At 44.4% G+C, this 25,398-nt stretch carries 28 protein-coding genes; 2 read left to right on the top strand and 26 right to left on the bottom strand.

What is annotated here, in order from left to right; translation table 11 throughout:
• Nucleotides 1–74: 74 nt before the first annotated feature.
• The 20 genes from pknB to B7720_RS05445 all read right to left on the bottom strand — a co-directional run bounded on the left by pknB (nucleotide 75) and on the right by B7720_RS05445 (nucleotide 18,508).
• A complete protein-coding gene (pknB, locus tag B7720_RS05545) occupies nucleotides 75–1,976 on the bottom strand; it encodes a Stk1 family PASTA domain-containing Ser/Thr kinase (RefSeq protein ID WP_084856939.1) in 1,902 nt (633 codons plus the stop codon).
• The gene (locus tag B7720_RS05540; RefSeq protein ID WP_000401527.1) at nucleotides 1,973–2,713 is read right to left on the bottom strand and encodes a Stp1/IreP family PP2C-type Ser/Thr phosphatase; all 741 of its coding nucleotides are present in this window, start codon (nucleotides 2,711–2,713) and stop codon (nucleotides 1,973–1,975) included. Before B7720_RS05540 ends, pknB begins: the two co-directional genes overlap by 4 nt.
• A 15-nt stretch (nucleotides 2,714–2,728) precedes the next feature.
• Nucleotides 2,729–4,042, bottom strand: a complete 1,314-nt coding sequence (rsmB, locus tag B7720_RS05535) for a 16S rRNA (cytosine(967)-C(5))-methyltransferase RsmB (protein WP_162281770.1) — start codon at nucleotides 4,040–4,042, stop codon at nucleotides 2,729–2,731.
• Nucleotides 4,035–4,970, bottom strand: coding sequence for a methionyl-tRNA formyltransferase (fmt, locus tag B7720_RS05530; protein ID WP_084856935.1), 936 nt, complete (start codon nucleotides 4,968–4,970; stop codon nucleotides 4,035–4,037). Before fmt ends, rsmB begins: the two co-directional genes overlap by 8 nt.
• A 12-nt stretch (nucleotides 4,971–4,982) precedes the next feature.
• Nucleotides 4,983–7,379, bottom strand: coding sequence for a primosomal protein N' (locus B7720_RS05525; RefSeq protein ID WP_084856933.1), 2,397 nt, complete (start codon nucleotides 7,377–7,379; stop codon nucleotides 4,983–4,985).
• A gap of 65 nt (nucleotides 7,380–7,444) precedes the next feature.
• A complete protein-coding gene (rpoZ, locus tag B7720_RS05520; protein ID WP_002874282.1) occupies nucleotides 7,445–7,759 on the bottom strand; it encodes a DNA-directed RNA polymerase subunit omega in 315 nt (104 codons plus the stop codon).
• Between the two features lie 24 nt (nucleotides 7,760–7,783).
• Nucleotides 7,784–8,410, bottom strand: a complete 627-nt coding sequence (gmk, locus tag B7720_RS05515) for a guanylate kinase (RefSeq protein WP_049519335.1) — start codon at nucleotides 8,408–8,410, stop codon at nucleotides 7,784–7,786.
• 134 nt (nucleotides 8,411–8,544) lie between these two features.
• Nucleotides 8,545–10,158 (bottom strand): ribonuclease Y, encoded by a 1,614-nt coding sequence (locus B7720_RS05510; protein ID WP_000404959.1) that lies wholly within the window; start codon nucleotides 10,156–10,158, stop codon nucleotides 8,545–8,547.
• A 203-nt stretch (nucleotides 10,159–10,361) separates the two neighbouring features.
• On the bottom strand, nucleotides 10,362–10,616 hold the full coding sequence (locus B7720_RS05505) for a Txe/YoeB family addiction module toxin (RefSeq protein WP_000924722.1): 255 nt from the start codon (nucleotides 10,614–10,616) through the stop codon (nucleotides 10,362–10,364).
• Nucleotides 10,617–10,619: 3 nt separating this feature from the next.
• A complete protein-coding gene (locus tag B7720_RS05500) occupies nucleotides 10,620–10,874 on the bottom strand; it encodes a type II toxin-antitoxin system Phd/YefM family antitoxin (protein WP_000388572.1) in 255 nt (84 codons plus the stop codon).
• 132 nt (nucleotides 10,875–11,006) lie between these two features.
• Nucleotides 11,007–12,104, bottom strand: coding sequence for a nucleotidyltransferase (locus B7720_RS05495; RefSeq protein ID WP_084856930.1), 1,098 nt, complete (start codon nucleotides 12,102–12,104; stop codon nucleotides 11,007–11,009).
• Between the two features lie 9 nt (nucleotides 12,105–12,113).
• Nucleotides 12,114–12,854, bottom strand: a complete 741-nt coding sequence (locus B7720_RS05490; RefSeq protein ID WP_000257059.1) for a class I SAM-dependent DNA methyltransferase — start codon at nucleotides 12,852–12,854, stop codon at nucleotides 12,114–12,116.
• A 320-nt stretch (nucleotides 12,855–13,174) separates the two neighbouring features.
• Nucleotides 13,175–13,528: a ribosome silencing factor gene (gene rsfS / locus B7720_RS05480; RefSeq protein WP_084856928.1), complete on the bottom strand. Its 354-nt coding sequence runs from the start codon at nucleotides 13,526–13,528 to the stop codon at nucleotides 13,175–13,177.
• Nucleotides 13,529–14,122: a bis(5'-nucleosyl)-tetraphosphatase (symmetrical) YqeK gene (gene yqeK / locus B7720_RS05475; RefSeq protein WP_084856925.1), complete on the bottom strand. Its 594-nt coding sequence runs from the start codon at nucleotides 14,120–14,122 to the stop codon at nucleotides 13,529–13,531. It abuts the gene before it with no gap.
• Nucleotides 14,122–14,751: a nicotinate-nucleotide adenylyltransferase gene (locus B7720_RS05470; RefSeq protein ID WP_084856923.1), complete on the bottom strand. Its 630-nt coding sequence runs from the start codon at nucleotides 14,749–14,751 to the stop codon at nucleotides 14,122–14,124. Before B7720_RS05470 ends, yqeK begins: the two co-directional genes overlap by 1 nt.
• A 50-nt stretch (nucleotides 14,752–14,801) precedes the next feature.
• Nucleotides 14,802–15,113: a ribosome assembly RNA-binding protein YhbY gene (gene yhbY, locus B7720_RS05465; protein WP_000060171.1), complete on the bottom strand. Its 312-nt coding sequence runs from the start codon at nucleotides 15,111–15,113 to the stop codon at nucleotides 14,802–14,804.
• 213 nt (nucleotides 15,114–15,326) lie between these two features.
• Nucleotides 15,327–16,433, bottom strand: a complete 1,107-nt coding sequence (gene yqeH, locus B7720_RS05460; protein WP_084856920.1) for a ribosome biogenesis GTPase YqeH — start codon at nucleotides 16,431–16,433, stop codon at nucleotides 15,327–15,329.
• A 2-nt stretch (nucleotides 16,434–16,435) separates the two neighbouring features.
• Nucleotides 16,436–16,963, bottom strand: coding sequence for a YqeG family HAD IIIA-type phosphatase (locus B7720_RS05455; protein ID WP_042902806.1), 528 nt, complete (start codon nucleotides 16,961–16,963; stop codon nucleotides 16,436–16,438).
• Between the two features lie 18 nt (nucleotides 16,964–16,981).
• Nucleotides 16,982–17,890: a magnesium transporter CorA family protein gene (locus B7720_RS05450; protein ID WP_084856918.1), complete on the bottom strand. Its 909-nt coding sequence runs from the start codon at nucleotides 17,888–17,890 to the stop codon at nucleotides 16,982–16,984.
• Between the two features lie 57 nt (nucleotides 17,891–17,947).
• A complete protein-coding gene (locus B7720_RS05445) occupies nucleotides 17,948–18,508 on the bottom strand; it encodes a mechanosensitive ion channel family protein (protein ID WP_001150569.1) in 561 nt (186 codons plus the stop codon).
• 149 nt (nucleotides 18,509–18,657) lie between these two features.
• Here B7720_RS05445 and sstT point away from each other — a divergent pair, with 149 nt between their 5' ends.
• Together sstT and B7720_RS05435 are read left to right on the top strand one after the other, a co-directional pair.
• A complete protein-coding gene (sstT, locus tag B7720_RS05440; protein ID WP_042902808.1) occupies nucleotides 18,658–19,869 on the top strand; it encodes a serine/threonine transporter SstT in 1,212 nt (403 codons plus the stop codon).
• 49 nt (nucleotides 19,870–19,918) lie between these two features.
• Nucleotides 19,919–20,872, top strand: coding sequence for an aromatic acid exporter family protein (locus tag B7720_RS05435; RefSeq protein WP_042902809.1), 954 nt, complete (start codon nucleotides 19,919–19,921; stop codon nucleotides 20,870–20,872).
• 102 nt (nucleotides 20,873–20,974) lie between these two features.
• Here B7720_RS05435 and B7720_RS05430 read toward each other — a convergent pair whose 3' ends face one another.
• The 6 genes from B7720_RS05430 to gtfA form a co-directional block, all read right to left on the bottom strand.
• Nucleotides 20,975–21,514 carry a T6SS immunity protein Tdi1 domain-containing protein gene (locus B7720_RS05430; RefSeq protein ID WP_042902810.1) on the bottom strand — a complete coding sequence of 180 codons (540 nt, stop codon included), beginning with the start codon at nucleotides 21,512–21,514 and terminating at the stop codon, nucleotides 20,975–20,977.
• A 70-nt stretch (nucleotides 21,515–21,584) separates the two neighbouring features.
• On the bottom strand, nucleotides 21,585–22,070 hold the full coding sequence (locus B7720_RS05425) for an immunity protein YezG family protein (protein WP_049489517.1): 486 nt from the start codon (nucleotides 22,068–22,070) through the stop codon (nucleotides 21,585–21,587).
• A 67-nt stretch (nucleotides 22,071–22,137) separates the two neighbouring features.
• The gene (gene asp5 / locus B7720_RS05420; RefSeq protein WP_084856915.1) at nucleotides 22,138–22,359 is read right to left on the bottom strand and encodes an accessory Sec system protein Asp5; all 222 of its coding nucleotides are present in this window, start codon (nucleotides 22,357–22,359) and stop codon (nucleotides 22,138–22,140) included.
• A gap of 5 nt (nucleotides 22,360–22,364) precedes the next feature.
• Nucleotides 22,365–22,544: an accessory Sec system protein Asp4 gene (gene asp4, locus B7720_RS05415; protein ID WP_000161925.1), complete on the bottom strand. Its 180-nt coding sequence runs from the start codon at nucleotides 22,542–22,544 to the stop codon at nucleotides 22,365–22,367.
• The gene (gene gtfB, locus B7720_RS05410) at nucleotides 22,537–23,883 is read right to left on the bottom strand and encodes an accessory Sec system glycosylation chaperone GtfB (protein WP_084856913.1); all 1,347 of its coding nucleotides are present in this window, start codon (nucleotides 23,881–23,883) and stop codon (nucleotides 22,537–22,539) included. The genes asp4 and gtfB overlap by 8 nt, the downstream gene beginning before the upstream one ends.
• Nucleotides 23,867–25,387, bottom strand: coding sequence for an accessory Sec system glycosyltransferase GtfA (gene gtfA / locus B7720_RS05405; RefSeq protein ID WP_084856910.1), 1,521 nt, complete (start codon nucleotides 25,385–25,387; stop codon nucleotides 23,867–23,869). The genes gtfB and gtfA overlap by 17 nt, the downstream gene beginning before the upstream one ends.
• Nucleotides 25,388–25,398 lie beyond the last annotated feature (11 nt).

The raw sequence follows: 25,398 nt of genomic DNA, 5'->3' as shown, positions 1-25,398 counted from the left end.
TTTCTACTTCCTATATTTTATCACAAAATCTTGTGAAAAAAAATCTTTGTCATGAAATCATGACAAAGATTCGTTTAATCTCGAGAACTTTCGTGAGATCCTTCATTATTGGATGAACTGCTAGAAGGAGTGTTCCCTTGTTGATTTCCTTGTTGGTTCCCCTGGTTTGGACTTGTAGGAGAACCCTGGTTCCCACGTTGGCCAGGATTAGAGGATGAAGTTGACGGTGGTGTTTTTGGTTTGTAGATGGAAAGTTTGATACGCGTACTTGCAAGATCAACCAGTTCTCCTGCTCTTGGCGTTTGACTTACAACAGTTCCTTCTGCCGTTCCTTCAGGAGCAGTCGATACTTCTACAATCTCAATATTTGCTTCCTTCACACCGACAATCTGAGTCAGGTTATTCTTTGTAAACTCGAGGCTTGAACCGACGTAGTTCGGCATGCTGACACTAGTCACCTTCTTAGCCACTGTTAAGGTAATCGTAGTAGCTTTTGAGAGATCATAAGTCGAACCCGAAGCAGGAGTCTGTCTAAGGATGGTTCCAGGTTCACTTTCGCTGGATTCTTCCTCTTCCATCTTGATTAGATTTTCAGGAACCTTCTTCTCCTTGAGTTCGGCTACAACATCCGTATACTTGCGTCCGACGTAATTACTCAATTGGAAGGATTGCTTACCAGAAGAAACAATCAAATTGACCTTGGTTCCTTCTTTTCGGCCACTACCAGCTTCTGGATCCGTTCGAATAACGCGGCCTTCTGCTACAGTATCACTGGCCTCTGACTTTTCTTCACCAGCTTCAAACTTGGATTTTTTGAGTGCTTCTTTGGCCTCTGCAACGGTTTGTCCAGCCACATCAGGAATCGGAATCGTTGCAGGTGTTCTAGATAAAATCCAGATTAAAGAGGCCGCAACCAATAGAAGACTAGCTAAAAGAATCATATAGCGAGCCTTAAACTTCCGTTTCTTGGCTGGCTTTGGCGCTGGAGCCGGCTCTGCCACTGGTTGAGTTGGTTTCTTTGGCTGAGGGCGTTCTTCCTGCGCCGAAGCTTTAGGAATCGATGTCAGTGTACTTTGTGGAACTTTAGGTAAAGTCTTAGTGTCTGCCTTACTCGCATCATCAAAGACCAGCTTCGGTTCATTGCGACGATTATAAGACAAGCTAGTTGACAAGTCCACATACATTTCCGAAACAGACTGATAACGATCTGACAGCTTCTTAGCAGTTGCCTTGATGACAACATTTTCTAAAGCCTGAGGGACAGATGGATTTTCAGCTATGACGGACGGAAGTGGTTTCTGGAAATGCTGGAGGGCAATCGTAACCGCGCTATCCCCATCGTAAGGGATATGTCCCGTCAGCATCTCATAGAAGATAATCCCCATTGCATAGATATCACTCTGGAAAGTCGCTTTAGAACCACGCGCTTGTTCAGGTGACAAATAATGAACAGAGCCTAACATTGAGTTGGTCTGGGTCAGACTAGTCTCCGCAAAGGCTACAGCAATCCCAAAGTCCGTGACCTTAGCTGTGCCGTCAGGTGTCAAGAGGATATTTTGAGGTTTCAAATCCCGGTGAACAATTCCTCGAGTATGGGCTAAGCGCATGGCCAAGAGGATTTGCCCCATAATCCGAACTGCTTCTTCATTTGAAAGAGGATAGTGTTCTTTGATATAACGCTTGAGGTCAAGGCCTGCTACGTATTCCATAGCTAGGTACTGTTGACCGTCTTCCTCACCAATATCTGTTATCCGAACGATATGAGGATGGTCCAGATCCGCCATGGCTCTCGCTTCACGTTGGAAACGTGCCACAGCAATCGGGTCCGTCTGGTAGTTGGTCCTCAGGACCTTCACTGCCACTTCTTCCCCGTCTAGGATCAAATCCTTGGCCAAGTAAACATCTGCCATGCCTCCTCGACCAATCTGCTTGACAATCCGATACCGCCCGGCAAAAATCTTGCCGATTTGGATCATTCTGCTGCCTCCTCGTTCATGTAAACAAGGGCAACCGTAATGTTGTCTAAACCTCCTGCATTGTTAGCAAAACGAATAAGGGTTGCCGCCTTGTCTGCTAGGGAAATATCGCTGGTTACGATATCATAAATCTCACTTGCCGAAATCATATTGGTCAAACCATCACTATTGAGCAAGAGATAATCTCCTGACTCCAGTGTAATCATCCCAAAATCTGGCTGGATTTCATCTTTTTGTCCGATAGACTGGGTGATGATATTCTTTTGAGGGTGAGTTTCTGCTTCTTCTGGAGTCAATTGACCAGCCTTGAGCAATTCGTTGACCAAGGAATGGTCACTCGTCAACTGGTGGTATTCTTCTCCACGAATCAAACCGATACGAGAATCTCCAATGTGAGCATAGATGGCTTGGTTGTCAATAAACGCAACAGCTTCTAGCGTTGTTCCCATGCCTCTGTAGGCTTCGTCCTGACCTAGTTGATGAATTTTTTGATTTTCAATCTCTAGGTAGTGGGCAAACCACTCACGAACTTCATTGACTGAGTCGATTTGGGTATCCACCCAAGCCACACCAAGGTCTGTTACCGCCATCTCACTAGCGATATTTCCTGCACGGTGTCCCCCCATCCCGTCAGCCAAGATGATCATAGTGCGTCCTGCTCGGTTGACAAAGTGATTGACATAGTCCTGATTATTTGTCCGTTTCTGACCAACATCTGTTAATAATGCTATTTCCATTGTGTCAGTTCCTTCCTATTCTGATATCTTGCGAAATTGGCTGATAAAGAATCCATCACTTCCATACAATTCTGGAGTAATCAGGATGCAGCCATCTTTCAGGATATCTTTACATTCGTGTTCTAGTTTAACCTGCTCGAACTCGGGATGACTTTCTAAAAACGCCTCAACGACTTGAAAGTTCTCCTCAGAGACAATAGTACAGGTACTATAAGTTATTATACCACCTTTTCGTAGCGTTTGACAAACACTACCTAATATTTCCAGCTGAATTTCCTGTAAGGAGGTGAAATCTGCTGTTTCTTTATTGTATTTGATGTCTGGTTTACGACGCAAGAGTCCAATCCCAGAACAGGGAGCATCTACCAAAATCTTATCAAAAGAGTCCTTTTCAAAAAACTCATGCACCTTTCTGGCATCCAATTTTTGCGTTTGCACTTGATCTGCCACACCTAAACGCTCCGCATTTTCTTGGATCAAGTCCAACTTATGGTCATAAAGATCCAAAGCCGTCACCTTACCAGATGTGAGGTAAGAAGCCATATGGGCTGTTTTTCCACCCGGAGCGGCACAGGCATCCAGGACCTGCTCATCGCCTTGCAGATCAAGAGTGGGAGCAACCAATTGACTGGACTCGTCTTGGATGGTAATAGCACCCTCTGAAAACAAATCATGTCCCGCAAAGTGTCCCTGCTCCTTGACCAAACCAGTGGCCGCCAAAGGGGAATCAGTTGCCTCCAACAAGGCTTGTATTTCCTCTTTTCGACTCAAGTCAGTCACCCGAATACTGGCTTTGTTGCGCACCAAGAGACTTTCAAAGATGGCTTGGGCTCGCTCTTCACCGTATTCTTCCTTGAGCTTAGACACTAGCCAAACTGGGAGAGAATAGGCAATGGAATCACGCTTGTTTTTGCGTTTGATAGTTGCAATATCTGGCCACCCTTCTCGCAAGATACGACGAAGAACAGCGTTGACCAATTTTTCACTGCCTTTTTTACGGGTTTTGGCTAGCTCTACCGCTTCATTGACTACAGCGTGATTAGGAATCTTATCCAGATACCGAAGTTGGTAGGCGCTCAGAAGGAGCAGGATATAGAGCCAGTTATCTAGCTTATCCCGGTCTTGAATAAAGTGGGACAGGTACCATTCCAGAGTCAGTTTTCGGGCTACCGTACCGTAGACAATCTCTGTCACCAAACCCTTATCTGCTACTGAGAGTTGACTCACCTTGAGGTGTTTGTTTAAAGCAATATTCGAATATGCTTGGTTGACTAGAACATCCTCTAGCACTGCTAGAGCTAGACTTCTAGCCGTTTCTACTTTAGTCACCAAATCGTTCTCCTACTGTCAATGTGCGTCCAACACCGTTGAGGAAGGAAGCAATGTCCATCTTAGGCTTACCTGCTGGCTGCACTTGCTTGAGAGATAGAGCTCCTTCAGCCGTTGCAACGATCAATTCCTTTTTACCAATTGAGAGGATCTCACCTGAATTTCCCTGACCTTCTACTGGTAGGGCTTCATAGATCTTAAAGCGGTCACCCTTAAGGAAAGTATGGGCTACAGGCCAAGGATTCATCCCTCGGATTTGGTTAAAGAGTTGGCGATTGGTTTTAGTCCAATCCAGTTTCTCTTCCTCTGGCTTGATATTTGGCGAGAAAGTAACTTGACTAGGATCTTGTGGTTCAGGTTTGATCTCCCCAGCAATATAACCAGGAAGGGTGTCCAAAAGCAAGTCACGACCAACAATCGCTAATTTTTCAAACAAGGTGCCGACATTGTCCTCATCTGAGATGGGAATACTGCGACGAGAAATCATATCTCCTGCATCCATTTCCTTCACCATTTCCATAATGGTCACACCTGCTTCCTCATCCCCTTGAATCAGGGCATAATGAATGGGAGCTCCACCACGGTGTTTGGGAAGAAGGGAGGCGTGAACATTGACCGCAAAGTCCATGCTATCAAGAAGTTTGCTTGGGAGAAACTGCCCAAAAGCAGCGGTCACAATCCCATCCGCTCCTAAATTCATAATAGCTTCCAGCTCTAAGCTTCCAGATAATTTTTCAGGTTGGTAGATAGGAAGGCCCGCTTCTTTGGCGGCCTGCTTGACTGGGGTTTCTTGGATCACTTTTTTACGGCCGACAGCGCGGTCTGGCTGGGTCACAACAGCTAGGATCTCGTAACGGTCGTCTGATAACAACCCCTTCAAAACTGTCGCTGAAAAATCAGGTGTCCCCATAAAGATTAGTTTTGTCATTTCTTCTCCTTCTTATAAAAATTGCTGCGGTTCGTGGTCAATGCTGAGACGAAGCTCGCTATTTTCACGTTCTTGAGTCAAGGCCAAGACCTGATTGAGGGTTGGACCCAGCTCATCTTCTAAACGATATTTAATCAAAATCTGGTAATGATAAAGGTTGTGGGTACGGGCGATTGGTTTTGGCGTTGGTCCAAGGATTTTACTAGTTTCCGATAAACCTGATCGCAAAATTCCCATAACTTCATAGGCACGTTTGACAACCTCTTCTTCTTTCTTGTGAGAGAGGGTAATCCCAATAGTGAAATAATAAGGCGGATAGCCGAGTTGGCGCCTGATACTCATTTCATAAGCATAAAAACCTTCATAGTCCTGTTCCTTGGCAAAACGAATGGCATAGTGATCAGGATTGTAAGACTGGATCAAGACCTGCCCAGCTTTTTCCGCACGTCCTGCACGGCCTGCCACCTGAGTTAAGAGTTGGAAAGTTCTCTCAGAAGAACGAAAATCAGGTAGATTCAAGGCCGTGTCCGCATTGAGCACTCCTACTAGGGTTACATTTGGAAAATCCAAGCCCTTGGCAATCATCTGCGTTCCTAGCAAGATATCTGCTTCCCCTCGGCCAAACTGGTCAAGAAGAGCTTGGTGACTACCTTTCTTGCGGGTCGTATCCACATCCATCCGTAGAATGCGGGCCTGAGGAAAGAGTTCTGCCAGTTCATCGTAGGCTTTCTGAGTCCCCGTCCCGTAGTAGCGAATGCTGCGACTCTGACAGTTGGGACAGACATGAGGAATTCCCTTAGAAAAGCCACAGTAATGGCAGTTCATGGTCTTGGTATCCATGTGGAGAGTCAGAGAAATATCACAGTTGGGACAGCTATCTACCGTTCCACACTCCCGACACATAACAAAGCTAGAATAACCCCGACGGTTGAGCATGAGGACTACCTGCTCTTTTTTATCCAGGCGATCTTGAATGGCCTCTAGCAAAGGAGGGGAAAAGTTTGATGTCTCATTCTGCCCGATATAGTCCCGAAAGTCAATCACTTGAACCTCAGGAATAGTGGCTAAAGGATTGGCCCGTTGGGTTAGACGTAAGTGTTGATAGACACCTTTTCCAGCCCGCGCACGGCTCTCTAAGCTCGGTGTCGCTGAACCAAGGACCAGGGCCGCTTGATTGTACTGGGCCCGTAGAATGGCGACCTCTCTAGCATGATAACGCGGATTGCTGTCTTGTTTGTAACTAGCTTCATGCTCTTCATCGATAATGATGACACCTAGATTTTTTATAGGTGCAAAGATGGCTGATCGAGCGCCAACAACAACTTGAGCATCTCCACGCTCGACCTTGCGCCATTCATCGTACTTTTCACCATTAGACAAGCCTGAGTGAAGGATGGCTACTTTCTCGCCGAAACGAGCAATGAACCGCTCCGTCATTTGTGGCGTCAGAGAAATCTCAGGTACCAGCAAAATAGCCGTCTTGCCCTTGTCCAAGGCTCCTTGGATGATCTGTAAGTAAACCTCTGTTTTCCCACTTCCTGTAATCCCTTGAAGGAGGAAAGGAGGTTGCTGACTGCCAATAGCACTGACAACGGCATCACGCGCCTGTCTTTGCTCTGGGTTCAGCTCCAAAGGTCTACTTGCTTCAATGCCTTCAAAATAAGCAGCTGAACGTTGCACTTCCTTTTGTACTAGGGTTAGAGCTCCTTGTTCCACAAAGAAGTTGATTTGCTCCCGCGAATAAGACTCTAATAAGCTAGCCAGAGGAGCACTTTCCGGATGAGCCAGTAAATAGTCTCTCAGCTCTGCCTTTTTCTTAGCACGCGTAGAAATCTCAATCTGCTCTAGTCGAGTAGCATCAACCTCATACCAAGACTGGGTCTTGACCTTCTTCTGATCGACTGCCTGATACTCTATGCGGAGCAGACCTTTTCTAGTCAAGCGCATCATTTCTGCCTGCTTGCCTAAATCTAGGGAAGAAAAGGCTAGCGAATTTTCTGAACCAAACAAGCGCTCTCGGTCATCCTGACTCAGACCTTCCAGAGGATAGAGAATCTTATCATAACTGGAGTTTAAAAATCCTGGAAGCATGGCTTTTAGAATGGAGATTTTGTAGGAAAAGACGGACTTACGTAGCTCCTCAGCCAGCCATAGTTGCTCCTGGGTCAAGACTGGAGAAAAGTCCAGCACCTCTGCAATCTCTTTCAAGTCCTGATCTGTCACTTCTTCATCTGACTGGGACTCCAAGCCTAGCACAATTCCTTGGATCAAACGATTGCCCTTACCGAAGGGGACATGGACCCGCATACCGGCTTCCAGCATGTCTACAAATTCCTCAGGGACCTTATAACTATAGGGCTGATCCGTCTGCATCAGGGGAACATCCACGATAATTTTTGCGATAGCCATTTTCTCACCTCCTTCTTGTCAGTACATTCTTGCAATAGAAAAAATAAGATTGAGTCCCCCCAACCTTAAATTTTTTCACCATCTTCTTTTTCTTTAGCGATTTGCTCTTTGATTTTCTTTTCTTCTTCTTCTTTTCGGCGTTTTTCTTCTTCGATACGGAGACGAACTGCTTCACGTTTTCCTTCTGGATCTGGGTGAATCGTAACGTTTCCTGACTCGATTTCTTCCAAGGCGCGAAGAGTTGATTTTTCAGACTTAAACTCTTGAGTCGCTGGTGCGCCTGCTTCTAGTTCGTGGGCACGTTTTGCTTCCAAGATTACGAGTGAATATTTTGATGGTACCTTGTCCAGCAAGGTATCAATAGAGGGTTTTAACATCATTTGCTTGTACCTGTTTCCTATAGTTTATCGAGTAGTTGGAGATTTTGGCAACATCTCCTGGTAGTGACCAATAACACGGTCCACACGGAAGTGTTCTGCTTCGATCACACGCTTGACACGTTCAGCAGCGAGGGGCACCTGATCGTTGACAATGGCATAATCATACTCACGCATGAGGGCAATTTCTTCCTTGGCTTTTTCGATTCGTTGGGCAATCACTTCAGCGCTATCTGTTCCACGACCTATCAAACGATCTTGCAATTCATCCAAATCTGGTGGTGTTAGGAAGATAAAGACAGCATCTGGAACCTTTTTCTTAACCTGAAGGGCTCCTTGGACTTCAATCTCAAGAAAGACATCGATTCCCTTGTCCAGAGTTTCATTGACATAGGTCAGAGGAGTTCCATAATAGTTACCGACATATTCTGCATATTCCAACATCTGACCTTGACGGATTAGCTCTTCAAACTCTTCACGAGTACGGAAGAAATAGTCCACTCCGTCCACTTCACCAGGACGTTGCGCGCGCGTCGTCATCGATACAGAGTATTGAAATTGATTATCAGAACTCTCAAAAATCTCTCTTCTAACCGTTCCTTTCCCAACTCCTGAAGGACCAGAAAAAACGATTAGCAAGCCTCGGTCTGCCATTATGTCTCCTTTAGTTAGTCTGTGAAATAAAGTGAAATTTCTCTCGGATACTGATGATCACGTCAGTTATCCTTCTACAGTCTTTCTATCTAGTGTAACAAAAAAGCAGTAATATTTCAACTGCTCTTTCTTATTTATTTAGCATAATCTACTGCACGAAGTTCGCGGATCACGGTTACCTTGATATTTCCTGGGTAATCGAGATTGTTTTCAATTTTCTCACGAACTTTGTGAGCCAAGATTGTGACTTTGTCGTCTTTGATTTGTCCTGGATTAACCATGATACGGATTTCACGTCCTGCTTGAAGGGCAAAGCTATTTTGCACCCCTTCAAAGCCATTGGCGATTTCTTCCAAGTCATGGAGACGCTTGATATAGCTTTCAAGAGATTCACTACGAGCACCTGGACGCGCTGCACTCAAGGCATCTGCTGCAGCAACGATCACTGCAATGACGCTTTCGGCTTCGACATCGCCGTGGTGGCTAGCAATGGTATTCACCACAACTGGGTGTTCCTTGTACTTACGAGCCAACTCCGTACCAATCTCAACGTGGCTACCTTCAACCTCGCGGTCAATAGCTTTTCCGATGTCATGAAGGAATCCAGCACGACGGGCAAGAGCTGCATTTTCACCAAGTTCACTCGCGATGATACCAGATAACTTAGCAACTTCAATCGAATGACGCAAGACATTTTGTCCATATGAAGTACGGAACTGCAAGCGTCCCATGATCTTCATCAAGTCTGGATGAAGGTTTGGCGCACCAATCTCGTAAGCAGCAGCCTCACCATATTCACGGATTTTATTGTCAATCTCTTGACGGTTTTTCTCAACCAACTCCTCGATACGAGCTGGGTGGATACGGCCATCTTTGAGCAACATTTCCATAGTCATACGAGCAATTTCACGACGAATCGGATCAAATCCTGACAAGGTCACCACTTCCGGTGTATCGTCGATAATCACATCGACCCCTGTCAAACTTTCAAAGGTACGAATATTTCGACCTTCGCGTCCGATAATGCGTCCCTTCATGGTATCATCTGGTAGGTGAACTGTTGAGTTTGTTGACTCTGCTACATAGTCACCAGCGATACGCTGCATAGCCTGAACCAAGATATCTTTCGCAATCTTGTCTGAACGTTCCTTGACTTCTTGCTCAGCCTCACGAATGCGGCTAGCAATTTCCTTGGTCAAGTTTTCCTCTGTCTGAGCCAAGATAATATCTCGAGCCTCAGTTTGGGAAAGGGAACCGATACGTTCAAGTTCAGCTTCTTTTTGTCTTTCGACTTCCTCTAATTGCTCTTCACGTGCATCAAGGTTTTTTGCTCTATCAGAAATACTTTGTTCTTTTTGTTCAAGTGTTTTTTCTTTGTTCGTCAAATTGTCGTCCTTACGGTCAAGGCTCGTAGCTCTCTCCGTCAAACGACTTTCAATTTGCTTGAGCTCCTGACGTTCTGACTTAAATTCAGCGTCCACTTCTTCACGGTATTTTCTGGCTTCCTCTTTGGCCTCCAATAGTGCTTCTTTTTTAAGAGACTTGCTTTCGCTCTTGGCTTCATTTAACAATAAATCCGCTTCGCGCTCAGCTTGTCCTCGTAAATTAGTTGCTTCTTGTTCAGCATTTAGAAGCATCAACTCTGCAGCCTCTTGAGATGATTTCATCTTAGCTGAGATGCTGACATATCCAATGACTAAACCAATGATGACGGCAAAAACAGCAATCGCAAGTGTCATGATTTCCATGTTTTTACCTCATTAAATTTGTTTATCGAATGACATACATTCCTTAATATTCTATCATAAAAAACCGATTTTCACAAACCCAAATTGAAGAGTTTTGTGTGAATTTTTGAAGAAATCCCTTAGATTTTCAAGTAAAATTAAGAATCTTTAAAAATTTAAATTTCCACGAAAAACGAAGCAAAAAAGCCTACCTTTCAGTAGACTTAGTAATGATCTTTGAAGGACAAGAAAGCCACGCTATCTCCATCTATTATATAAATCAAGCGATTTTCTGCATCAATGCGCCGCGACCAAGCTCCTTGATAGTCATACTTGAGTGGTTCTGGTTTCCCCATTCCTACAAAAGGATCGCGTTGAATATCCTTGATTAATTTATTGATCCTTTTTAATGTTTTCTTATCTTGGTTTTGCCAATAGCAATAATCCGCCCAGGCATCTTCTGTAAATTTGAGCAGCATTCCTCACTCCTCAATCACATGCACCTGAGTGCTTCCAGCACGAACTTGAGCCATTCCTCGCAAGACCTTGTCAGAAAGTTCCTTATTTTGAGCGATTCTCAGGGTTTCCTGAATACTATCCCACTCGCTCTTTGAAAGGACTACAATATCCTCATCTGGATTTTTATTGACCACCGTCAAAGGCTCAAATTCATCATTTACCTTCTTCATGTAGTCCTTTAAATGATTTCGGAATGTTGAATAAAGAACTGCTTCCATAACCATACCTCATTTTACCTCTTTTCCACTATTATACACAAAAAGAAAGAAATTGTCAGGAACTTGTACAAGATTTTTCTTTTCTATCTATTTATTCGAAAATATTCTAAAAAAGCCTACCTTTCAGTAGACTTAGTTTGTTTCTATTCTAATCGGGACTCTGCCAAAATTCTGCTCTGCGATGCTTGGGTATCCTAGTTGGTAAATCTGGTCTGCCTTTTGAGTCATAGCATCCCAAGGTTCTTTGCCAATTCGGCTGACTAGATGGACCTGCTCTTTCAGAGACTTGAGGTGTTGTCTGCCTTTTTCGGTAAATCCAAGGACATGGATGGCTTCTGGCAAGTCGCTTTCTCTGGCCTGCACCAGAATATAGGTCAAGAGGCGTCTGACACGCGCCTTGGTATAACGCTTGGTCGCAACCGCCTCGACCAATTCGTCAACAGACTGAGCTGTTTTAATAGTTTCCTTAATACGCACAGCCATTTCTTGATTGACCTGATAGATCATTGTTAAATCTGGATTTGACAAAATTTGATAGCGGAGCAAGGGAAAATAGTCGTCCCAGCTCACCTTACTGGCTTGCTCAAAGAGGTCAACAGAAGGCATAAAGCGTTCTAAGAAATCTTTATCTGATTGATGCTGACGGAGAGCTGTCGCCGAGGCAAAGTCCACTTCCTTGTCCACAGAATGATAGCCAGCTCCTTGACGCTGAATCGGATGGAGTTTGATTCTACGTCCCGCAACCGCCTTGGCATAGGCCAAAGCTAGAACATGATTGGGCGTCTTGCCAGAAAAATCCAGACCTGCAAATTCCTTCCACATGGTTTGGGTTTTCTGAGGATAAGAGAGAGCATCAGGCAGATTTTCCACAAATTTCTCCATCTCAGCACCTTGCTCTGTGTATAAGTCAGATATTTTTTGGTAATCCAGAACTTCCTCCGTCCCAAAAGCGAGGCTATCAATGCCCAAGCGAGCCAAGATATCCACAGCTCCTTGACCGAAGAAATCAGCTGCCTGAACACTGACTAAAAAGGGCAATTCCACTACCAGATCCGCTCCATTTTCAAGCGCCATCTGAGCCCGTGTCCACTTGTCCACGATAGCAGGTTCTCCACGCTGCATGAAATTCCCAGACATGGCAACGATTTTCAGTCCCTCCGCCTGCTCAAGCAGGTATTTGTGCCCATTATGAAAAGGATTGAACTCCGCGATAATACCTGTGATGGTCATAGAAATCTCCTACTTCTGCGCGACAAAAAACCAACGGGTGCTAGTTTCTGTTGGTTCCTTGTCCTCAAAGTCCGCATAGAGTTTGAAAGACTTGAAGCCAGCTTGTTCCAGCAAAATATCATAGGTTAAAACCTCATAAGTCCGCTCCTCATGCACTTCATCGTGGCGACTAAAGGAACCGTCCGCTTCCTTGAGAAAGAAGGTCAACTCATGCACGATGGAGTGAGGAGCTTCGTCCTCATAGGTATCCCAAAGCATGGCAAAATCTTCCGCATTTTCATGGTAGGAATAGCCTGGAAAAACCTCATCTGTCTGGTAGGTCGAATGCACATCAAAGATGAATACTCCGTCTTCATTGAGGGCATTATACACTTCCTTAAAGACGTCCCCTACCTCCACCTCATCCTGCATGTAGCAGATAGAGTCCGAGTAACACGTAACAAAGTCGTACTTACCAGCCTTGGATAAATCCAGCATATTACCTTCGATAAAATCAATCTTTTGCTTGGCTGAAGTAGCTCTTTTCTCCGCAATCTTCAGCATATCAGCGCTCAAGTCAAGTCCTGTCACATCAAAACCAGCTTGAGAAAAGCGGACAGACTGGATACCTGTTCCACAAGCCAATTCCAAGAGTTTCTTTCTCTCCTTGGTCTTTGGCAAATGACGGAGGGAAAAATCCGTCCATTTATCGTATAAACTGTCATCCATGACCGCATCATAAACAGCCGCAAAGGTTTCATAAGTTGCCATAATCATGATACCAAGTCCGCCCGTAATCGGAATGAAAATTAGGAGCTTGACGATGGAGCCGAGCTCCAAGGAAGGCTATCTATTTTCCGACGATTACAGGACGGGTTCAAATCCTTTCTAAGATACAAAGAGCGTTAAAGGCTAAGAGAAAATAGGAAACTTTCTGCTGTATCATCAGATACAAAGGAAGTTACTCTTTTTCTCGCAGCTTTTAGCTCGTGTTCAGTTTCAAGATCAACCAAACACGTCGCCCTCACCTTTCCATCAATTTCTTTTAAAATAAGCAAAGAAACCCAGTTGACTGCAACTGAGTTTATTTACTAGGCCAAGGCTTCTGAAATATCCACAGAAGCCGCCTCATGCCATAGTTTTTCTAGGTTATAATGGGCACGCATTTCTTCTGAGAAGATATGCACAACGACACCACCGAGGTCTAGCAAAACCCAGCCTCCAGCTGCATCGCCTTCGACATGGCTGCCTTTAACACCAGCTTCGGCTACTTTTTCACGGATATTGTCAGCGATAGCATCCAACTGGCGGCTATTCATTGAGCTCGTGATGACAAAGTAGTCCGTCACGCTGGTCAAATCTTGTACATCAAGTGCGAGGATATCCTCCGCACGTTTCTCATCAGCCGCTTTCACGACTAGTTCTAGTAATTCTTTTTCGTTCATTTAGTCCTCTTTCAAATAGTGCACAAAGGCGTTATAGGTTTCAAGGGTTTGGGGATAGATGGGTAATCCCTGATGAGCTAGATGCTCCACGGTACGAGCTGTTTCGTAGGCCACTGCCTTATTGAGCGATAGCTCAGCAATTTCACGCGCCACATCCACACCTGGAAAGGCGCGGTTATGCTCGATATAATCTGCAACGTAGACAACCTTGTCTAGGTCTGTCATCTGACCAGCACCAACTGTATGGATTTCAATAGCTCGCAAGATTTCTGAATCATGCAAATCCAAATCTTCCTGAATCTTGTAGATACCAACCATGCCATGCCAGACATTATTGCCCCAGTTTTTGAGGTCAGGGTCTAGCTGATAACGGTCAATCAAGTCTAGAAATTCCTGATCTGACAGCTTTTTAGCATAATCATGAAGAAGGCCTGCTAGACCAGCTTTCTCGGCATCGACTCCAAATCGTTTCGCAAGTTCTATGGCTGCACGCTCCACCCCCAAACAATGGGTTAACCGTTTTTCAGGCAGAAGCTCCGCCATTTTTTCCAACAAAACCTCACGGGAACAGTTGATATAGTCTTGGTATGCCATCAGTAGAGCCCCTCCTTCTCGATGTAGTCTAGCACTGGCTGAGGTAGGAGAAAGTTAGGCTTCCGACCTTGGGCAATGAAGTCACGCACCATGCTGGAGGAGATGTCCATGAGAGGCACATCCACCCAGATAACAGGATAGGAAGTCCCTGCCTTGTAGCGCGGACGCTGAACTCCAACAAACTGAACCATGTCGACCAGCTCATCAATTCGGTACCATTTAGGCAGATAGTCCACCATATCAGCCCCGATAATGAAGTAATAATCCGTATCTGGATGTTGCTCGGTCAAAATCTTCATAGTGTCGTAGGTGTAGGAAATGCCCTTGCGCTCTAACTCAATGATTTCAATGTCCAGGCCTTCAATCCCCTCAATCGCCAACTCAAGCATCTTGAGACGATGGTGCTCAGGGATGGTTTCTTTTTTGTCCACATGAGGTGGTTGGTATTCGGGCATAAGCAGGACCTGGTCCAGTCCTAACTGTTGTCGTACTTGGTCTGCCACAACAAGATGAGCATTGTGAACAGGGTTAAAATTTCCCCCTAAAATCCCGACTTGTTTGCGTTTTTTCTCCTTGATTTCTGGCTCCAACTCTACCTTGGTAAAGGGAGTCAATAATTCGATTGCCATAGGCTCGTCTTCCTTTAATTCTCTGTAAAAACAGTTGTTTGGAGTAGGTTTTAGATTTCTTTGACTTTTTTAGAAATCTTGCGATTTTCTTTCTTGCTGGATTGTTTATACAAAATCAAGATGCGTCCGATTTTTTGGACTGTATCCACACCGATTTCTTCTTCCAAGATTTCAGCTACTTCGTGGATGTTTTCATCTGTGTTTTGCAAGAGCGTAACTTTAATCAATTCACGGGCGTCAAGAGCTTGACGTACGCTGGTTTTGATTTGGTCGTTGAGACCATTTTTCCCGATTTGGATGATGGGTTTGAGGGTGTGTGCCTGGCTGTTGAGGAAGGCACGTTGTTTTGATGTTAATGACATAATTTCTTTAAAAGAGTTTCTTTTAATACTTTTCTGAAGTGGTGACGGACGTCAGCAAAGTCCTTCGGACTTTCATGACTAAAATTTGAGCCTAAGGTCTCAAATTTTCCGCAGTTGGTACAAGCGCTTGTACCAACTGACACCACGGCGAAAAGTATTCGTTATGGGCTCGCAGAGCTCGCCCGAATCTAGACAACTCTTTCCTTTCTGTGTTTAAATGATTGCTTTTCGTGTGACGACGGCGACGCCTTCTGGTGCCCAGACGGCGACTTTGGCGGTGTCTGTTACGCGGATCCAGCCTAGGCCTGAGATGACCAGGTCTGTCTTGTCCTTGATGGTAAAGACATGCTGGACTAGTTTTGGAAAATCTTCTTTTTCTTTACTATTTGGTGGTGTTAGAAGGGTTCCGAGGTGCTTATCATAAAAGGCACTAGCGCCTTCTAGCTTGGTACGGTGGAGTTTGAGTTCATTGTCAAAGAAAGCTGTGAATCCTTGCTTTTCTCCTGATATGAAGTCAAAGCGTCCAAGACCACCTAAAAACAGGGTTTGTTCAGGGTTAAGTTGATAGGTTTTGGGCTTGATTTCCTTTTTAGGGCTGACATACTTGAGGTTTTTAGCCGTCAAGTAGTGGGCCATCTGGTGGCGGTGGATAATCCCTGGAGTATCGTAGATATAAGATCCGTCATCAAGCGGAATCTCAATCTTGTCCAAGGTTGTCCCTGGAAAGCGCGAAGTCGTGATGACATTCTGGTCACCCGTTATTTCTTGAATAATGGCATTGATGAGGGTTGATTTTCCAACGTTGGTCACGCCAACCACATAGACATCGCGGCCCTTACGGTAGTGTTCAATCTTGTCAATGACTTCCTTAATAGCATGCTTATTCTGTGCTGAAGTCAGGACGACATCCACTGGACGAAGTCCTTCTTCGTGGGCACGCTCCATCAGCCACTGGCTAATCTTGCCCGGTTTAACAGACTTGGGCAGGATATCTTTCTTATTTCCAACCAAGAGGACATCATTGCCCGATACAAAGCGTGGCAAGCCAGGGATGACAGAGCCATTAAAATCAAAAATATCAATGACATTGACCACCAAGGCATCACTGTCTCCCACCTCGTGCAAGAGCTTGAGGAAGTCGTCGTCCGTCAACTGGACATCTGTGATTTCATTGTAATGACGAAGACGGAAACAGCGTTGGCAATAAACTTCGCCTGTCTCCAAACCTTTTTCAAGTGCCGACTGGGGAGTGAAACCAAGACCAGCCTTGTCTGCCGTCTGAATGGTTGCTCCACAACCAATACAGAGAATTTCTTCCATAGTTAAATTCCTTTTTTATATGTAATCGGTCCGTACTTTTCAGTGATTTTTCGCATAACACGGCGCTCGCGAGCCCGGTTGATTTGCGTTTTGATAGAGTCATGTTGGACCAAGGGTTTGACTAAGATCGAGCGAATACCTGCACGGTGGGCTGCTCGTATATCCGTCATGAGCTGGTCGCCGACCATGACCACTTCATTTTTCTCATAGTGGAATTCCTTCATGGCACGGTCAATCCCAAATGTGAAAGGCTTCAAGGCCCAATAAATGTAATCAATTCCAAACTTTTCAACTGCACGTTGAACCCGTTTTTTGGTATTATTTGAGACTACGATGATGCGAATGCCCGCGTCGCGGAGGTCATGTAGCCATTGCTTCATCTCTGGCGTCCCATCAGGGTTGTTCCAAGCAATGAGGGTATTGTCCAAATCGACCAAAACAGCCTTGATTCCCTGCGCTTGCAGGCTTGGGACCGTCAGATCATAAACTGCTTCCACAGCAAAATCTGGCATATAATTTTCAATCGCCATTCTGGCTCCTTTTTTTTTTTAATTTCTAGCAATATTCTTTAAATATTGGGCTAAGACTACCCATAAAATGAGACTAGCTATCAAAATATAAACCCAAGCATTTGGTTCATCTGCAAACGGTAAGGGAACATTCATTCCGAAGAATCCTGTAATAACTGCAAGGATAGCTAGCAAGACTGAGATAATTGTCAAAGTTGTCAAATTATCATTTAGATTATTATTTAGGATATTGTTGTAAGAGGCTGAGAGTTGTTGCAAAACTTGAGAAATCAAGTCTGTCATCGAAACCAACTGATGCGCTTCAATCATGGCATCGTCAAACTGTTCTCTCTCAACTTCGTTAAAACTGCGATAAAGGGCATGTCCTTGGATATGTTCCAAGAGGAGACGATTTTGTTTGGCAGCAGCAGTCAGGTAAACCATACCAGTTTCCAAGTCAGAGAGAGCAAAAAGATTTTTTTTAGTTGTTTTTTGACGAAGAAGTGCACTGATTTCATCCTTACCTTTATCCATCTCTTCAATCACTGGATAATAAGCATTGCTAATAATCTCTAAACTGGCAAAAAGAAATTTGTAGATTGAAACAACTTCATGGCTTTCAAGGTAGGATGCCATTCGTTTAATCACATAACTATTCTTGTGGTTGCTAATTGTGATCAGCCGTTGTTTTTCAACGATAAAGGTCATCGGAATCGCTTCATAATATTCTTTGTCTTTTTCTAAGTCAAGAACATTATAAATGAAGGTTACCGTTCCCGTTTCACGGTGATAGTCCATGTGGGCACGCTCATTTCTATCCAGAGCATACTCGATGGTTTCCTTGTCCAATCCATAGACATCCGAAAGGTCTTCCATGTTTTTAATCTTGTCTACATCAAGGTCTATCCACGTACAATCGTGACCTAATTTTTTCTCTACAAATAGCATACTCTCTCCTTTACCAAACTCCTTCTATTGTACCACAAATCTGCTAAAATAGCCGGCCTATTCAGTACGAGATAGATTGCTGACGACGGTGATATTACGATTTGGAACAAAGTGAAGGGCTTGATCGTCACCTCGCAGTTGAGTTGTACGGATCCCTACGCTAACGACCTTTCCAGAAACGGTAATCGGTCCATTTGTGAGAACCACTTCATCGCCCACATCAAGCTGGCGTTCAAAGAGGATGAAAAAGCCATTGATGACATCGGATAGAAAGCCTTGCGCCCCCATACCAATGGCCACCCCGGCAATCCCCGCACCAGCAAGGAGGCTAGAAACTGGCAAACCTAAAATAGACAGGATACAGTAGAGCAGAAAGAAATAAAGAATGTAGTTAAAGACATTCTCCAGCAAACGGGAGATAGTCTTTTGTCTTCCTGCATCTCGATTGGAAAATTTAAGCGAGGGCTTGACAATCTTTCGTACAGTTGCATGAAGCATCTTTTTAGCTATATAAAATAGTAAAAACAAAATCAAAAGAGAAATCACCTTGGTCAAGAGATTCTCTAATATGGTTGTTAAATCAAGTTTATCAAAATAGCGTTGAAAAAAATCTTGCATATAAAACTCCTTTTCCCTATTATACCATAAAATCGCCCTTCTCTTTTCTTTCATAATTATTCAATTATCGGCCCTATTTTCAAAATATCACTTGCCTATATAGCATATTTATACTATAATTATAAACAATACATTTGAAGGAGACTGCTATGAAACGAATCATTAGAGCCTGGACCAAGGCAAGCCTCATCAAACGAATCCTTATTGGAATGATTTCGGGAGCTACATTAGGGATGCTCTTTCCAAACCTTACAGGAATTGGCCTGCTTGGAGATCTCTTTGTAGGCGGACTGAAAGCCATCGCTCCTATTTTGGTTTTTGCCCTTGTTGCCAATGCCCTTTCCCAACACCAAAAGGGACAAAACACCAATATGAAAACTGTTATTTTCCTATACTTGCTCGGAACCTTTGCTGCTGCATTGGTAGCCGTTCTAGCTAGTTTCTTACTGCCTGTGCAAATCACCCTGACCAGTGCAAATACAGAAGTTGCTGCTCCTAACGGTATCGGTCAAGTCCTCAGCAACCTCTTGCTCAAACTGGTGGATAATCCTTTGAATGCCATTGTTGAAGCCAACTATATCGGGATTCTCTCTTGGGCAGTCGTCTTTGGCTTGGCTATGAGAGAGGCAAGTAAACACAGTAAAGAATTACTGAAAACTATGGCGGATGTCACCTCTAAAATCGTGGAATGGATTATCAATCTAGCTCCTTTTGGAATTTTAGGCTTGGTGTTTAAGACCATCTCAGACAAGGGTATTGCCAGTCTGGCCAACTACGGTGTCCTCCTAGGACTCTTGATTGCTACTATGGCCTTTGTCGCTCTCATCATCAACCCGCTCATCGCTTTTCTCTTTATGAGGAAAAATCCCTATCCCCTTGTTTTGAAATGTCTACGTGTCAGTGGTATTACAGCCTTTTTCACTCGTAGCTCTGCTGCAAATATCCCTGTCAATATGAAACTCTGCCAAGATTTGGGACTGAATCCTGACACCTACTCTGTCTCCATCCCGCTTGGTTCAACCATCAACATGGCTGGCGCTGCTGTTACCATAAATGTCCTGACCTTGGCTGCCGTCAACACACTCGGAATTTCGGTAGACTTTGGGACAGCATTTGTGCTCAGTGTCGTGGCTGCCATTTCTGCCTGCGGGGCCTCTGGGATCGCTGGGGGATCCCTTCTCCTCATTCCTGTAGCTTGTAGCCTCTTTGGGATTTCCAACGACTTGGCTATGCAGGTTGTCGGAGTCGGTTTTGTGATCGGAGTCGTGCAAGACTCCTGCGAAACAGCCCTGAATTCTTCTACAGATGTCCTCTTTACAGCGGTTGCCGAGTATGCTACAAACCGAAAACTTCGTCCCTAGTCTCTAACTCCTCGTTAAACACTTGACTCTATTAGTTTAGGAAATTTTCATGTCCCTCACTCAACGTACGACCAAACTGGTCTTAGCGACCTGTCTCGCTTGTTTTTTCGCTTACTTTTTAGATTTATCGTCAGCAGTTTCAGCCGGAATTATCGCTCTCTTAAGCCTCTCCGACACACGCAGAAGCACGCTGAAATTAGCACGTAACCGCCTCTTTTCCATGCTCCTAGCGCTCGCTATCGGTGTTCTAGCCTTTCAGCTGACGGGCTTTCACATCTGGAGTCTGGGCCTCTACCTGGCTCTCTATGTCCCTCTTGCTTACAAAATGGGCTGGGAAATCGGCATCACCCCTAGCAGTGTCTTGGTCGGTCATCTCTTGGTACAGGAGTCTACTTCCCCTGATCTCTTGCTTAATGAAGTACTCCTCTTTCTCATCGGGACAAGCTTTGCTCTATTGGTCAACCTTTATATGCCCTCTCGTGAGAAAGCCATCCAAAGCTACCACCTTCAGGTCGAAGAAAAGTTAAAAGACATCTTGCTTCGCTTTAAATACTATCTGTCGAGGGGAGACGGACGCAATCAAGCTCAACTCGTTGACCAATTAGACAAGCTCCTCGATGAGGCTCTCAAACTGGTCTACCTGGATCACTCGGACCATCTCTTTCACCAGACGGACTACCACATCCATTACTTTGAGATGAGGCAGCGACAAAGTCGTATTCTACGAAACATGGCCCAGCAGATCAATACCTGTCATCTGGCCGCAAGTGAGAGTTTGATCTTGGCCCAGCTCTTTTCAAAGATTGCTGCCCAGCTAAGTCAGACCAATCCTGCTCATGACTTACTTGATGACATCGAACGCTATCTGCAAGTCTTCCGCAATCGGAGTCTCCCGAAAACACGTGAGGAGTTTGAAACCCGTGCCACCCTCCTGCAACTACTACGCGAAGCCGAAACCTTTATCCAGGTTAAGGTCGATTTTTATCAAAAATATGGAAACTAGAACGCAAAGAACCTCAGATGACTTCCTCTGAGGTTCTTGTGTTTTGCATTTGGAAGAGAATTTTATTCCCTCACACTGTTTTCAAAAAAGAAATAGCAACTCCTAGTCGTCCATTACACCACCTGTCAGCTGGTACATGAGGTAAATGTGCTCCAAGACTTTTACCTTATCCATGTGGTCTACATCTTTAAAGCCTCCTAATGCCAAAAGTGGAACGAAACCGAAACACTCATCGTAGGCTAATTGAGCATGTTTGGCAACAGCTTGCCTATATAAATTAAGTTCAAAGTTATCAGTCACATATGAATTATCTAAAAATCGAATGAATAAATCCAGACCCTTACAAATAATATCCATATCCTGAATATTATATTGGACAATTCCCACGTAGGCATTCTTTTCCCAAGTAATAATATCTCCAAATGCCGTCACAAACATTGGAAAAGCAATGTCACCTCTGAAATAGCTATTTTGGAGAAGCTCTAGATAATCATCTGGATTGATAACTTTTAGATAACCATCAAGAAAAGTTCCTAGACCATCTTCCTGCCAAATTTGAAGCAACTCAGCTGGAACTTGATTCTGGTATTTTTCAATCACTTCTTGGGGCATATCTGCCACTTTAACAAAGTTTTCTAACATTTTATCCTCCAATTCGCATTAACAGCAATGCTCAAAAAATCGCATTCTTCAAAATGTAATCAAGCTTACTCTACTTTTGATTATGCTCCTTCTGGAAGGCTTCCATAGCCTTGAACTGTTCTAGTTCTTTTTCGTTTCTTGGTTCAAAGCCAAGAAATTGATATCTGAAAAAATTCATACGAGCAGTTGGTCCAAAATTACTTTTCAACCATGGAGCATAGTCATAGTCGACTGAAAGCTTGTTGTTATCATCTAAATGGATGATACAAATATACCAATCTGACAAGTCATTTTCAATAAACACTCTTTTCAGATCTTCTGACTTTTTAAATAAAACCTTGTTTTCGCTTAGAATATCCATCATTGATAGACCAAAATCTTCTGATAATTCCAGATGGTAATGATAGTGATTTTTATACTTAAAATAGAAATAGGCTTCCCCGCTATAGGTCTTGTCCATCTCGATTACAATATACAAGTCATCCCACTCAACTGGAATCATATCGTTGGCTTGATGCACGATTTCGATAATTTTCTCATTAATCTGTTGTTCCATATGTTCCTCCGGTTTAGATGTATTTCCCCGTCTCTAGTATCCTCTATCTGTGAATGGTGCCGCGTTCTTACTGATAGGTCACCATCATAAAAACGAGGAGCAAGACAAACAAGGCTAGGCTAATCAAGAGGGTTACCATTTTTACCAAGCGGTTGTTCTGCCAGTAGCCTGGTTTTCCGATATTGCTGGTCGCATCCATGGAAAAGAGTTGGCTTTGGCGAGGTTGGATGAGAACCAGGACAATCAAGGCGACGGCTAGGATTATTCCTATAATCATCAAAACTTCCATCAATTTCACCTCAAGATTCCTAATAATGTAAAGATCAGGGTAAGAAGGATGAGCAAGCCGAGTAAAATGGAGAAGGTTTTACTGATCTTTTCTCCTCGGGTAGGCTTTTCTTTCTTAAGCGCTCCTTGCTTTAACTCTTCCATGCGTCCTTCGACATCCTTGTAAAATAAATCTTTTTTAGTCATGTCCTTCCCCTATTATCCTTTCCATCCTTTCTTTGTAACTGCCCAAGTCCACATAGTTGGCATGGCGGCCTTGATGCCCAAGGGCTTGGCCCATCTTGTCAAGACTGCTGAGAGCTTCTTGAATCTTCGCAATCATGTCTCCAACAGCCTGCACATCAAAGAGGTGTTCTGGAGCTGTGTAAGGTCTGTTATGAGCTGTTTGGTCAAAGGCTAGGATGAGCATATTGTGCTCGAAGGCTTGACGGACAGCATCCAAAAGCTCGTTTCCATAATTGATATCCAGATAGAGATCTGACAGCTGGTAGAGTTCTCGAATCTTTTGCGGACTGGCGTTTTGATAGAGAATGACATTGGGATAGGAAAGCAAGGTCAGCAACTTGGACGACATCTCAGTCACTGCCGCGATTCGGAAGGTCACCATTGGCAAGGACTCAATCAGGGTTTCGATATGCTCGATCTGATCTGAGTTGGTAACGATCAAGGCATCTGGTCGAACGAAGTTTTCTCTTTTAAATTGATAATGATAACCTAGATGGACAAACTTGTCATGATAGACTGGATTGGCCAAGGCCAAGGCTTGTTCATAGGTAGCCTTGTCTGGTATGAGAATCTGCTTGGCTCTCAGCCCCTCTTGCTCCAAGAGCAGCTGCATATTCCCAGGAAGACAATCATCTAGCGGTTCTTGCCAGACTAAGATATCCTGTCCACTCTTGTCTGGATAATGGTATGAGACCAAAAAAGAAGTGGCGAGAGTGTTAAAGAGAAGGTGGCGAGTGTCGATTCCCAAGTCTTGCAAAAAGAAGATCGTGAACTCCACTCGATTTTTAAAATGGCGCAGGGCTTGTCCGGGCAAGGTTAGGAGGATATCGCCTGTCACATGATTTTCTAGGACAATTTCCTGTCCCTTTGCATCCTGATACTTGGTCAGGATAGCCTGTCCATCCACACTATAAGTGGTCTTGGCAAAGCAGGCTCCGTATCGGTTATAGTGGTCTGCTTGGTAGATGCGACCGGATAGGTCCTTCCAGTCGACTTGCTTGACCAAACGGGCCTGAGGAGCCTCCACATAGTGAATCACGCCCCTCTCCCGAGAATCCTCTAGGATATGCGCCGACTGGTTATTGCCCGCAATCTCCCAAAATTCAGGTACGACTACTTGATTGAAATAAAGAGCTTTTCCCGACTCGTAACCTAGATAGTAGGTAAAGGGAGAAAGAATCCCCTCTGGGAGAAAGCCATCTGGCTCGATCACAACCGTGACATGGGACAGGCCAGCAGCTTCTAGACTTTCATGCAAATCTCGGCTTTCCTGGCCATATCGATCAAATAGTTGAATCATGCAGGACCTCCTCTATCGTTTTCTTCCACTTGTCCCTTACTTTGTCTGTTAAAAATCCTCTCGCTAGCTCATAAGATGCTGTTCGCATAGCTGGCAAATGATTTTCCTGATAGAGCTGGCAGATCTTTTCCGCGAAGGCCCTTTTAATTTCCATTTCAACATGGTCGTCTGAACTTGGAATCAAGTAGCCATTTTGACCGTCCTGGATAAAGGTTTGGTTGCCATAAGGCACATCAAAGCCAATCAGGGGCAAGCCTGATCCAACTGCCTCCATCAAGGTCAGACCAAAGCCTTCACTGGTTGAGGCTGTCAGATAGACCTCATACTGGGGATAGATCTGAGCCAGGTCTGCATGCCCCTTGAGCTGGATATAGTTCTCCGCTTGGTGAGCCGTGATGATTTCCCTTAAAAGGGACTCCTCACCCCCACTGCCATAAATGTCAAAGGTGACCTCAGGGAGGACTTGATGCGCTTGGATAACCGCCTTGACGAGCCAGTCAATGTGTTTTTCCTTGGCTAGACGCGAAGCCGTAATGAGAGAAAAGGGCTTGCGTTCCCTAGCAGGCTCCGTCAGCTGATCAATGCTCCCAACCGGAATCGTGATGATTCGTGGACGATGCTGACTGTACTGGGCAAATTGACCTTCGAGAACTTCCTTCTGCCGATCCGTGGATACGATAAAGCAATCGACCTTGTCCGCATTTGTAAACTGATACTCATAGTAGTTGTTCCAAAGGAGATAGTCTTCGTTGCTAGCATTTTCACTATAGTGCTCTGCGTGAACGACAACTGCTAGATGGGCCTTTTGTGCTTCTTCAAAAACAGCCTGACCAATCCCTGTTTCCCTGTCCAAGATGACCAAATCAGACTTGCTCAAGTTCAAACTTTGCATAAAATAGCGCATAAGGGCTGGCTTTCCGTACAGAATCCGGTCCTTAAATCGATAGACCTCTTCCTGTCCTTCAGTCAGCAAGATATCGTAAGCAGTGCTGCCATCTTCATTGAAAAAGCTTCGTTGATAGAGCCTAGCCACCTGGTCTTTAGGTGCGAAATATTCTGTACAGTAGCGTGTGTAGGAGAAATAATCCTTGCGAATCAAGTTACCCCCAAACACATACTCTGCATGCTGTACTAGATTCTTAGCCGAGTCTACCAAGTAGCAGGTCACAAACTTATCCTCATCTGAAAAGTAGACGCGCAAGACTTTGCCATCCTGCTCTCTATGACTCTCAAGGCCACCAAAAGAAGCCAAGACCTCGTCAACTGTAACACTGGTCGGTGCTAGCTTGATATCTGTAAAATGATTGTAAAGCCAGATTACCTGATCATCCGCAAAGCCGATATTGTCCGTTAAATGCTGGATATTGTCTGCTAGAATTAAGTCTGTAAAGATAAACTTAGATGCTAGGTCTAAACTTCTAAAAATCCCTGCTCGGTAGGCCTGGGCATACTCGACACCACTACTCGCCCAACCGATTCCTAGATTTATATTGTAAATTGTCATATGATCCTCTT

This window comes from Streptococcus oralis subsp. oralis, from assembly GCF_002096455.1.
GTDB classification, from domain to species: Bacteria; Bacillota; Bacilli; order Lactobacillales; family Streptococcaceae; genus Streptococcus; species Streptococcus oralis_CY.
Note: the sequence above shows the minus strand (reverse complement) of the source record. Positions and strands in the feature narration are given on the sequence as shown.

Coding starts and splice junctions, on each gene's coding strand:
- pknB (WP_084856939.1), bottom strand. CDS start 1,976: ATGATCCAAATCGGCAAGATTTTTGCCGGGCGGTATCGGATTGTCAAG.
- B7720_RS05540 (WP_000401527.1), bottom strand. CDS start 2,713: ATGGAAATAGCATTATTAACAGATGTTGGTCAGAAACGGACAAATAAT.
- fmt (WP_084856935.1), bottom strand. CDS start 4,970: ATGACAAAACTAATCTTTATGGGGACACCTGATTTTTCAGCGACAGTT.
- B7720_RS05525 (WP_084856933.1), bottom strand. CDS start 7,379: ATGGCTATCGCAAAAATTATCGTGGATGTTCCCCTGATGCAGACGGAT.
- rpoZ (WP_002874282.1), bottom strand. CDS start 7,759: ATGATGTTAAAACCCTCTATTGATACCTTGCTGGACAAGGTACCATCA.
- gmk (WP_049519335.1), bottom strand. CDS start 8,410: ATGGCAGACCGAGGCTTGCTAATCGTTTTTTCTGGTCCTTCAGGAGTT.
- B7720_RS05510 (WP_000404959.1), bottom strand. CDS start 10,158: ATGGAAATCATGACACTTGCGATTGCTGTTTTTGCCGTCATCATTGGT.
- B7720_RS05505 (WP_000924722.1), bottom strand. CDS start 10,616: ATGCTGCTCAAATTTACAGAAGATGCCTGGGCGGATTATTGCTATTGG.
- B7720_RS05500 (WP_000388572.1), bottom strand. CDS start 10,874: ATGGAAGCAGTTCTTTATTCAACATTCCGAAATCATTTAAAGGACTAC.
- B7720_RS05495 (WP_084856930.1), bottom strand. CDS start 12,104: ATGACCATCACAGGTATTATCGCGGAGTTCAATCCTTTTCATAATGGG.
- B7720_RS05490 (WP_000257059.1), bottom strand. CDS start 12,854: ATGGCAACTTATGAAACCTTTGCGGCTGTTTATGATGCGGTCATGGAT.
- rsfS (WP_084856928.1), bottom strand. CDS start 13,528: ATGAACGAAAAAGAATTACTAGAACTAGTCGTGAAAGCGGCTGATGAG.
- yqeK (WP_084856925.1), bottom strand. CDS start 14,122: ATGGCATACCAAGACTATATCAACTGTTCCCGTGAGGTTTTGTTGGAA.
- B7720_RS05470 (WP_084856923.1), bottom strand. CDS start 14,751: ATGGCAATCGAATTATTGACTCCCTTTACCAAGGTAGAGTTGGAGCCA.
- yhbY (WP_000060171.1), bottom strand. CDS start 15,113: ATGTCATTAACATCAAAACAACGTGCCTTCCTCAACAGCCAGGCACAC.
- yqeH (WP_084856920.1), bottom strand. CDS start 16,433: ATGGAAGAAATTCTCTGTATTGGTTGTGGAGCAACCATTCAGACGGCA.
- B7720_RS05455 (WP_042902806.1), bottom strand. CDS start 16,963: ATGGCGATTGAAAATTATATGCCAGATTTTGCTGTGGAAGCAGTTTAT.
- B7720_RS05450 (WP_084856918.1), bottom strand. CDS start 17,890: ATGCTATTTGTAGAGAAAAAATTAGGTCACGATTGTACGTGGATAGAC.
- B7720_RS05445 (WP_001150569.1), bottom strand. CDS start 18,508: ATGCAAGATTTTTTTCAACGCTATTTTGATAAACTTGATTTAACAACC.
- sstT (WP_042902808.1), top strand. CDS start 18,658: ATGAAACGAATCATTAGAGCCTGGACCAAGGCAAGCCTCATCAAACGA.
- B7720_RS05435 (WP_042902809.1), top strand. CDS start 19,919: ATGTCCCTCACTCAACGTACGACCAAACTGGTCTTAGCGACCTGTCTC.
- B7720_RS05430 (WP_042902810.1), bottom strand. CDS start 21,514: ATGTTAGAAAACTTTGTTAAAGTGGCAGATATGCCCCAAGAAGTGATT.
- B7720_RS05425 (WP_049489517.1), bottom strand. CDS start 22,070: ATGGAACAACAGATTAATGAGAAAATTATCGAAATCGTGCATCAAGCC.
- asp5 (WP_084856915.1), bottom strand. CDS start 22,359: ATGGAAGTTTTGATGATTATAGGAATAATCCTAGCCGTCGCCTTGATT.
- asp4 (WP_000161925.1), bottom strand. CDS start 22,544: ATGACTAAAAAAGATTTATTTTACAAGGATGTCGAAGGACGCATGGAA.
- gtfB (WP_084856913.1), bottom strand. CDS start 23,883: ATGATTCAACTATTTGATCGATATGGCCAGGAAAGCCGAGATTTGCAT.
- gtfA (WP_084856910.1), bottom strand. CDS start 25,387: ATGACAATTTACAATATAAATCTAGGAATCGGTTGGGCGAGTAGTGGT.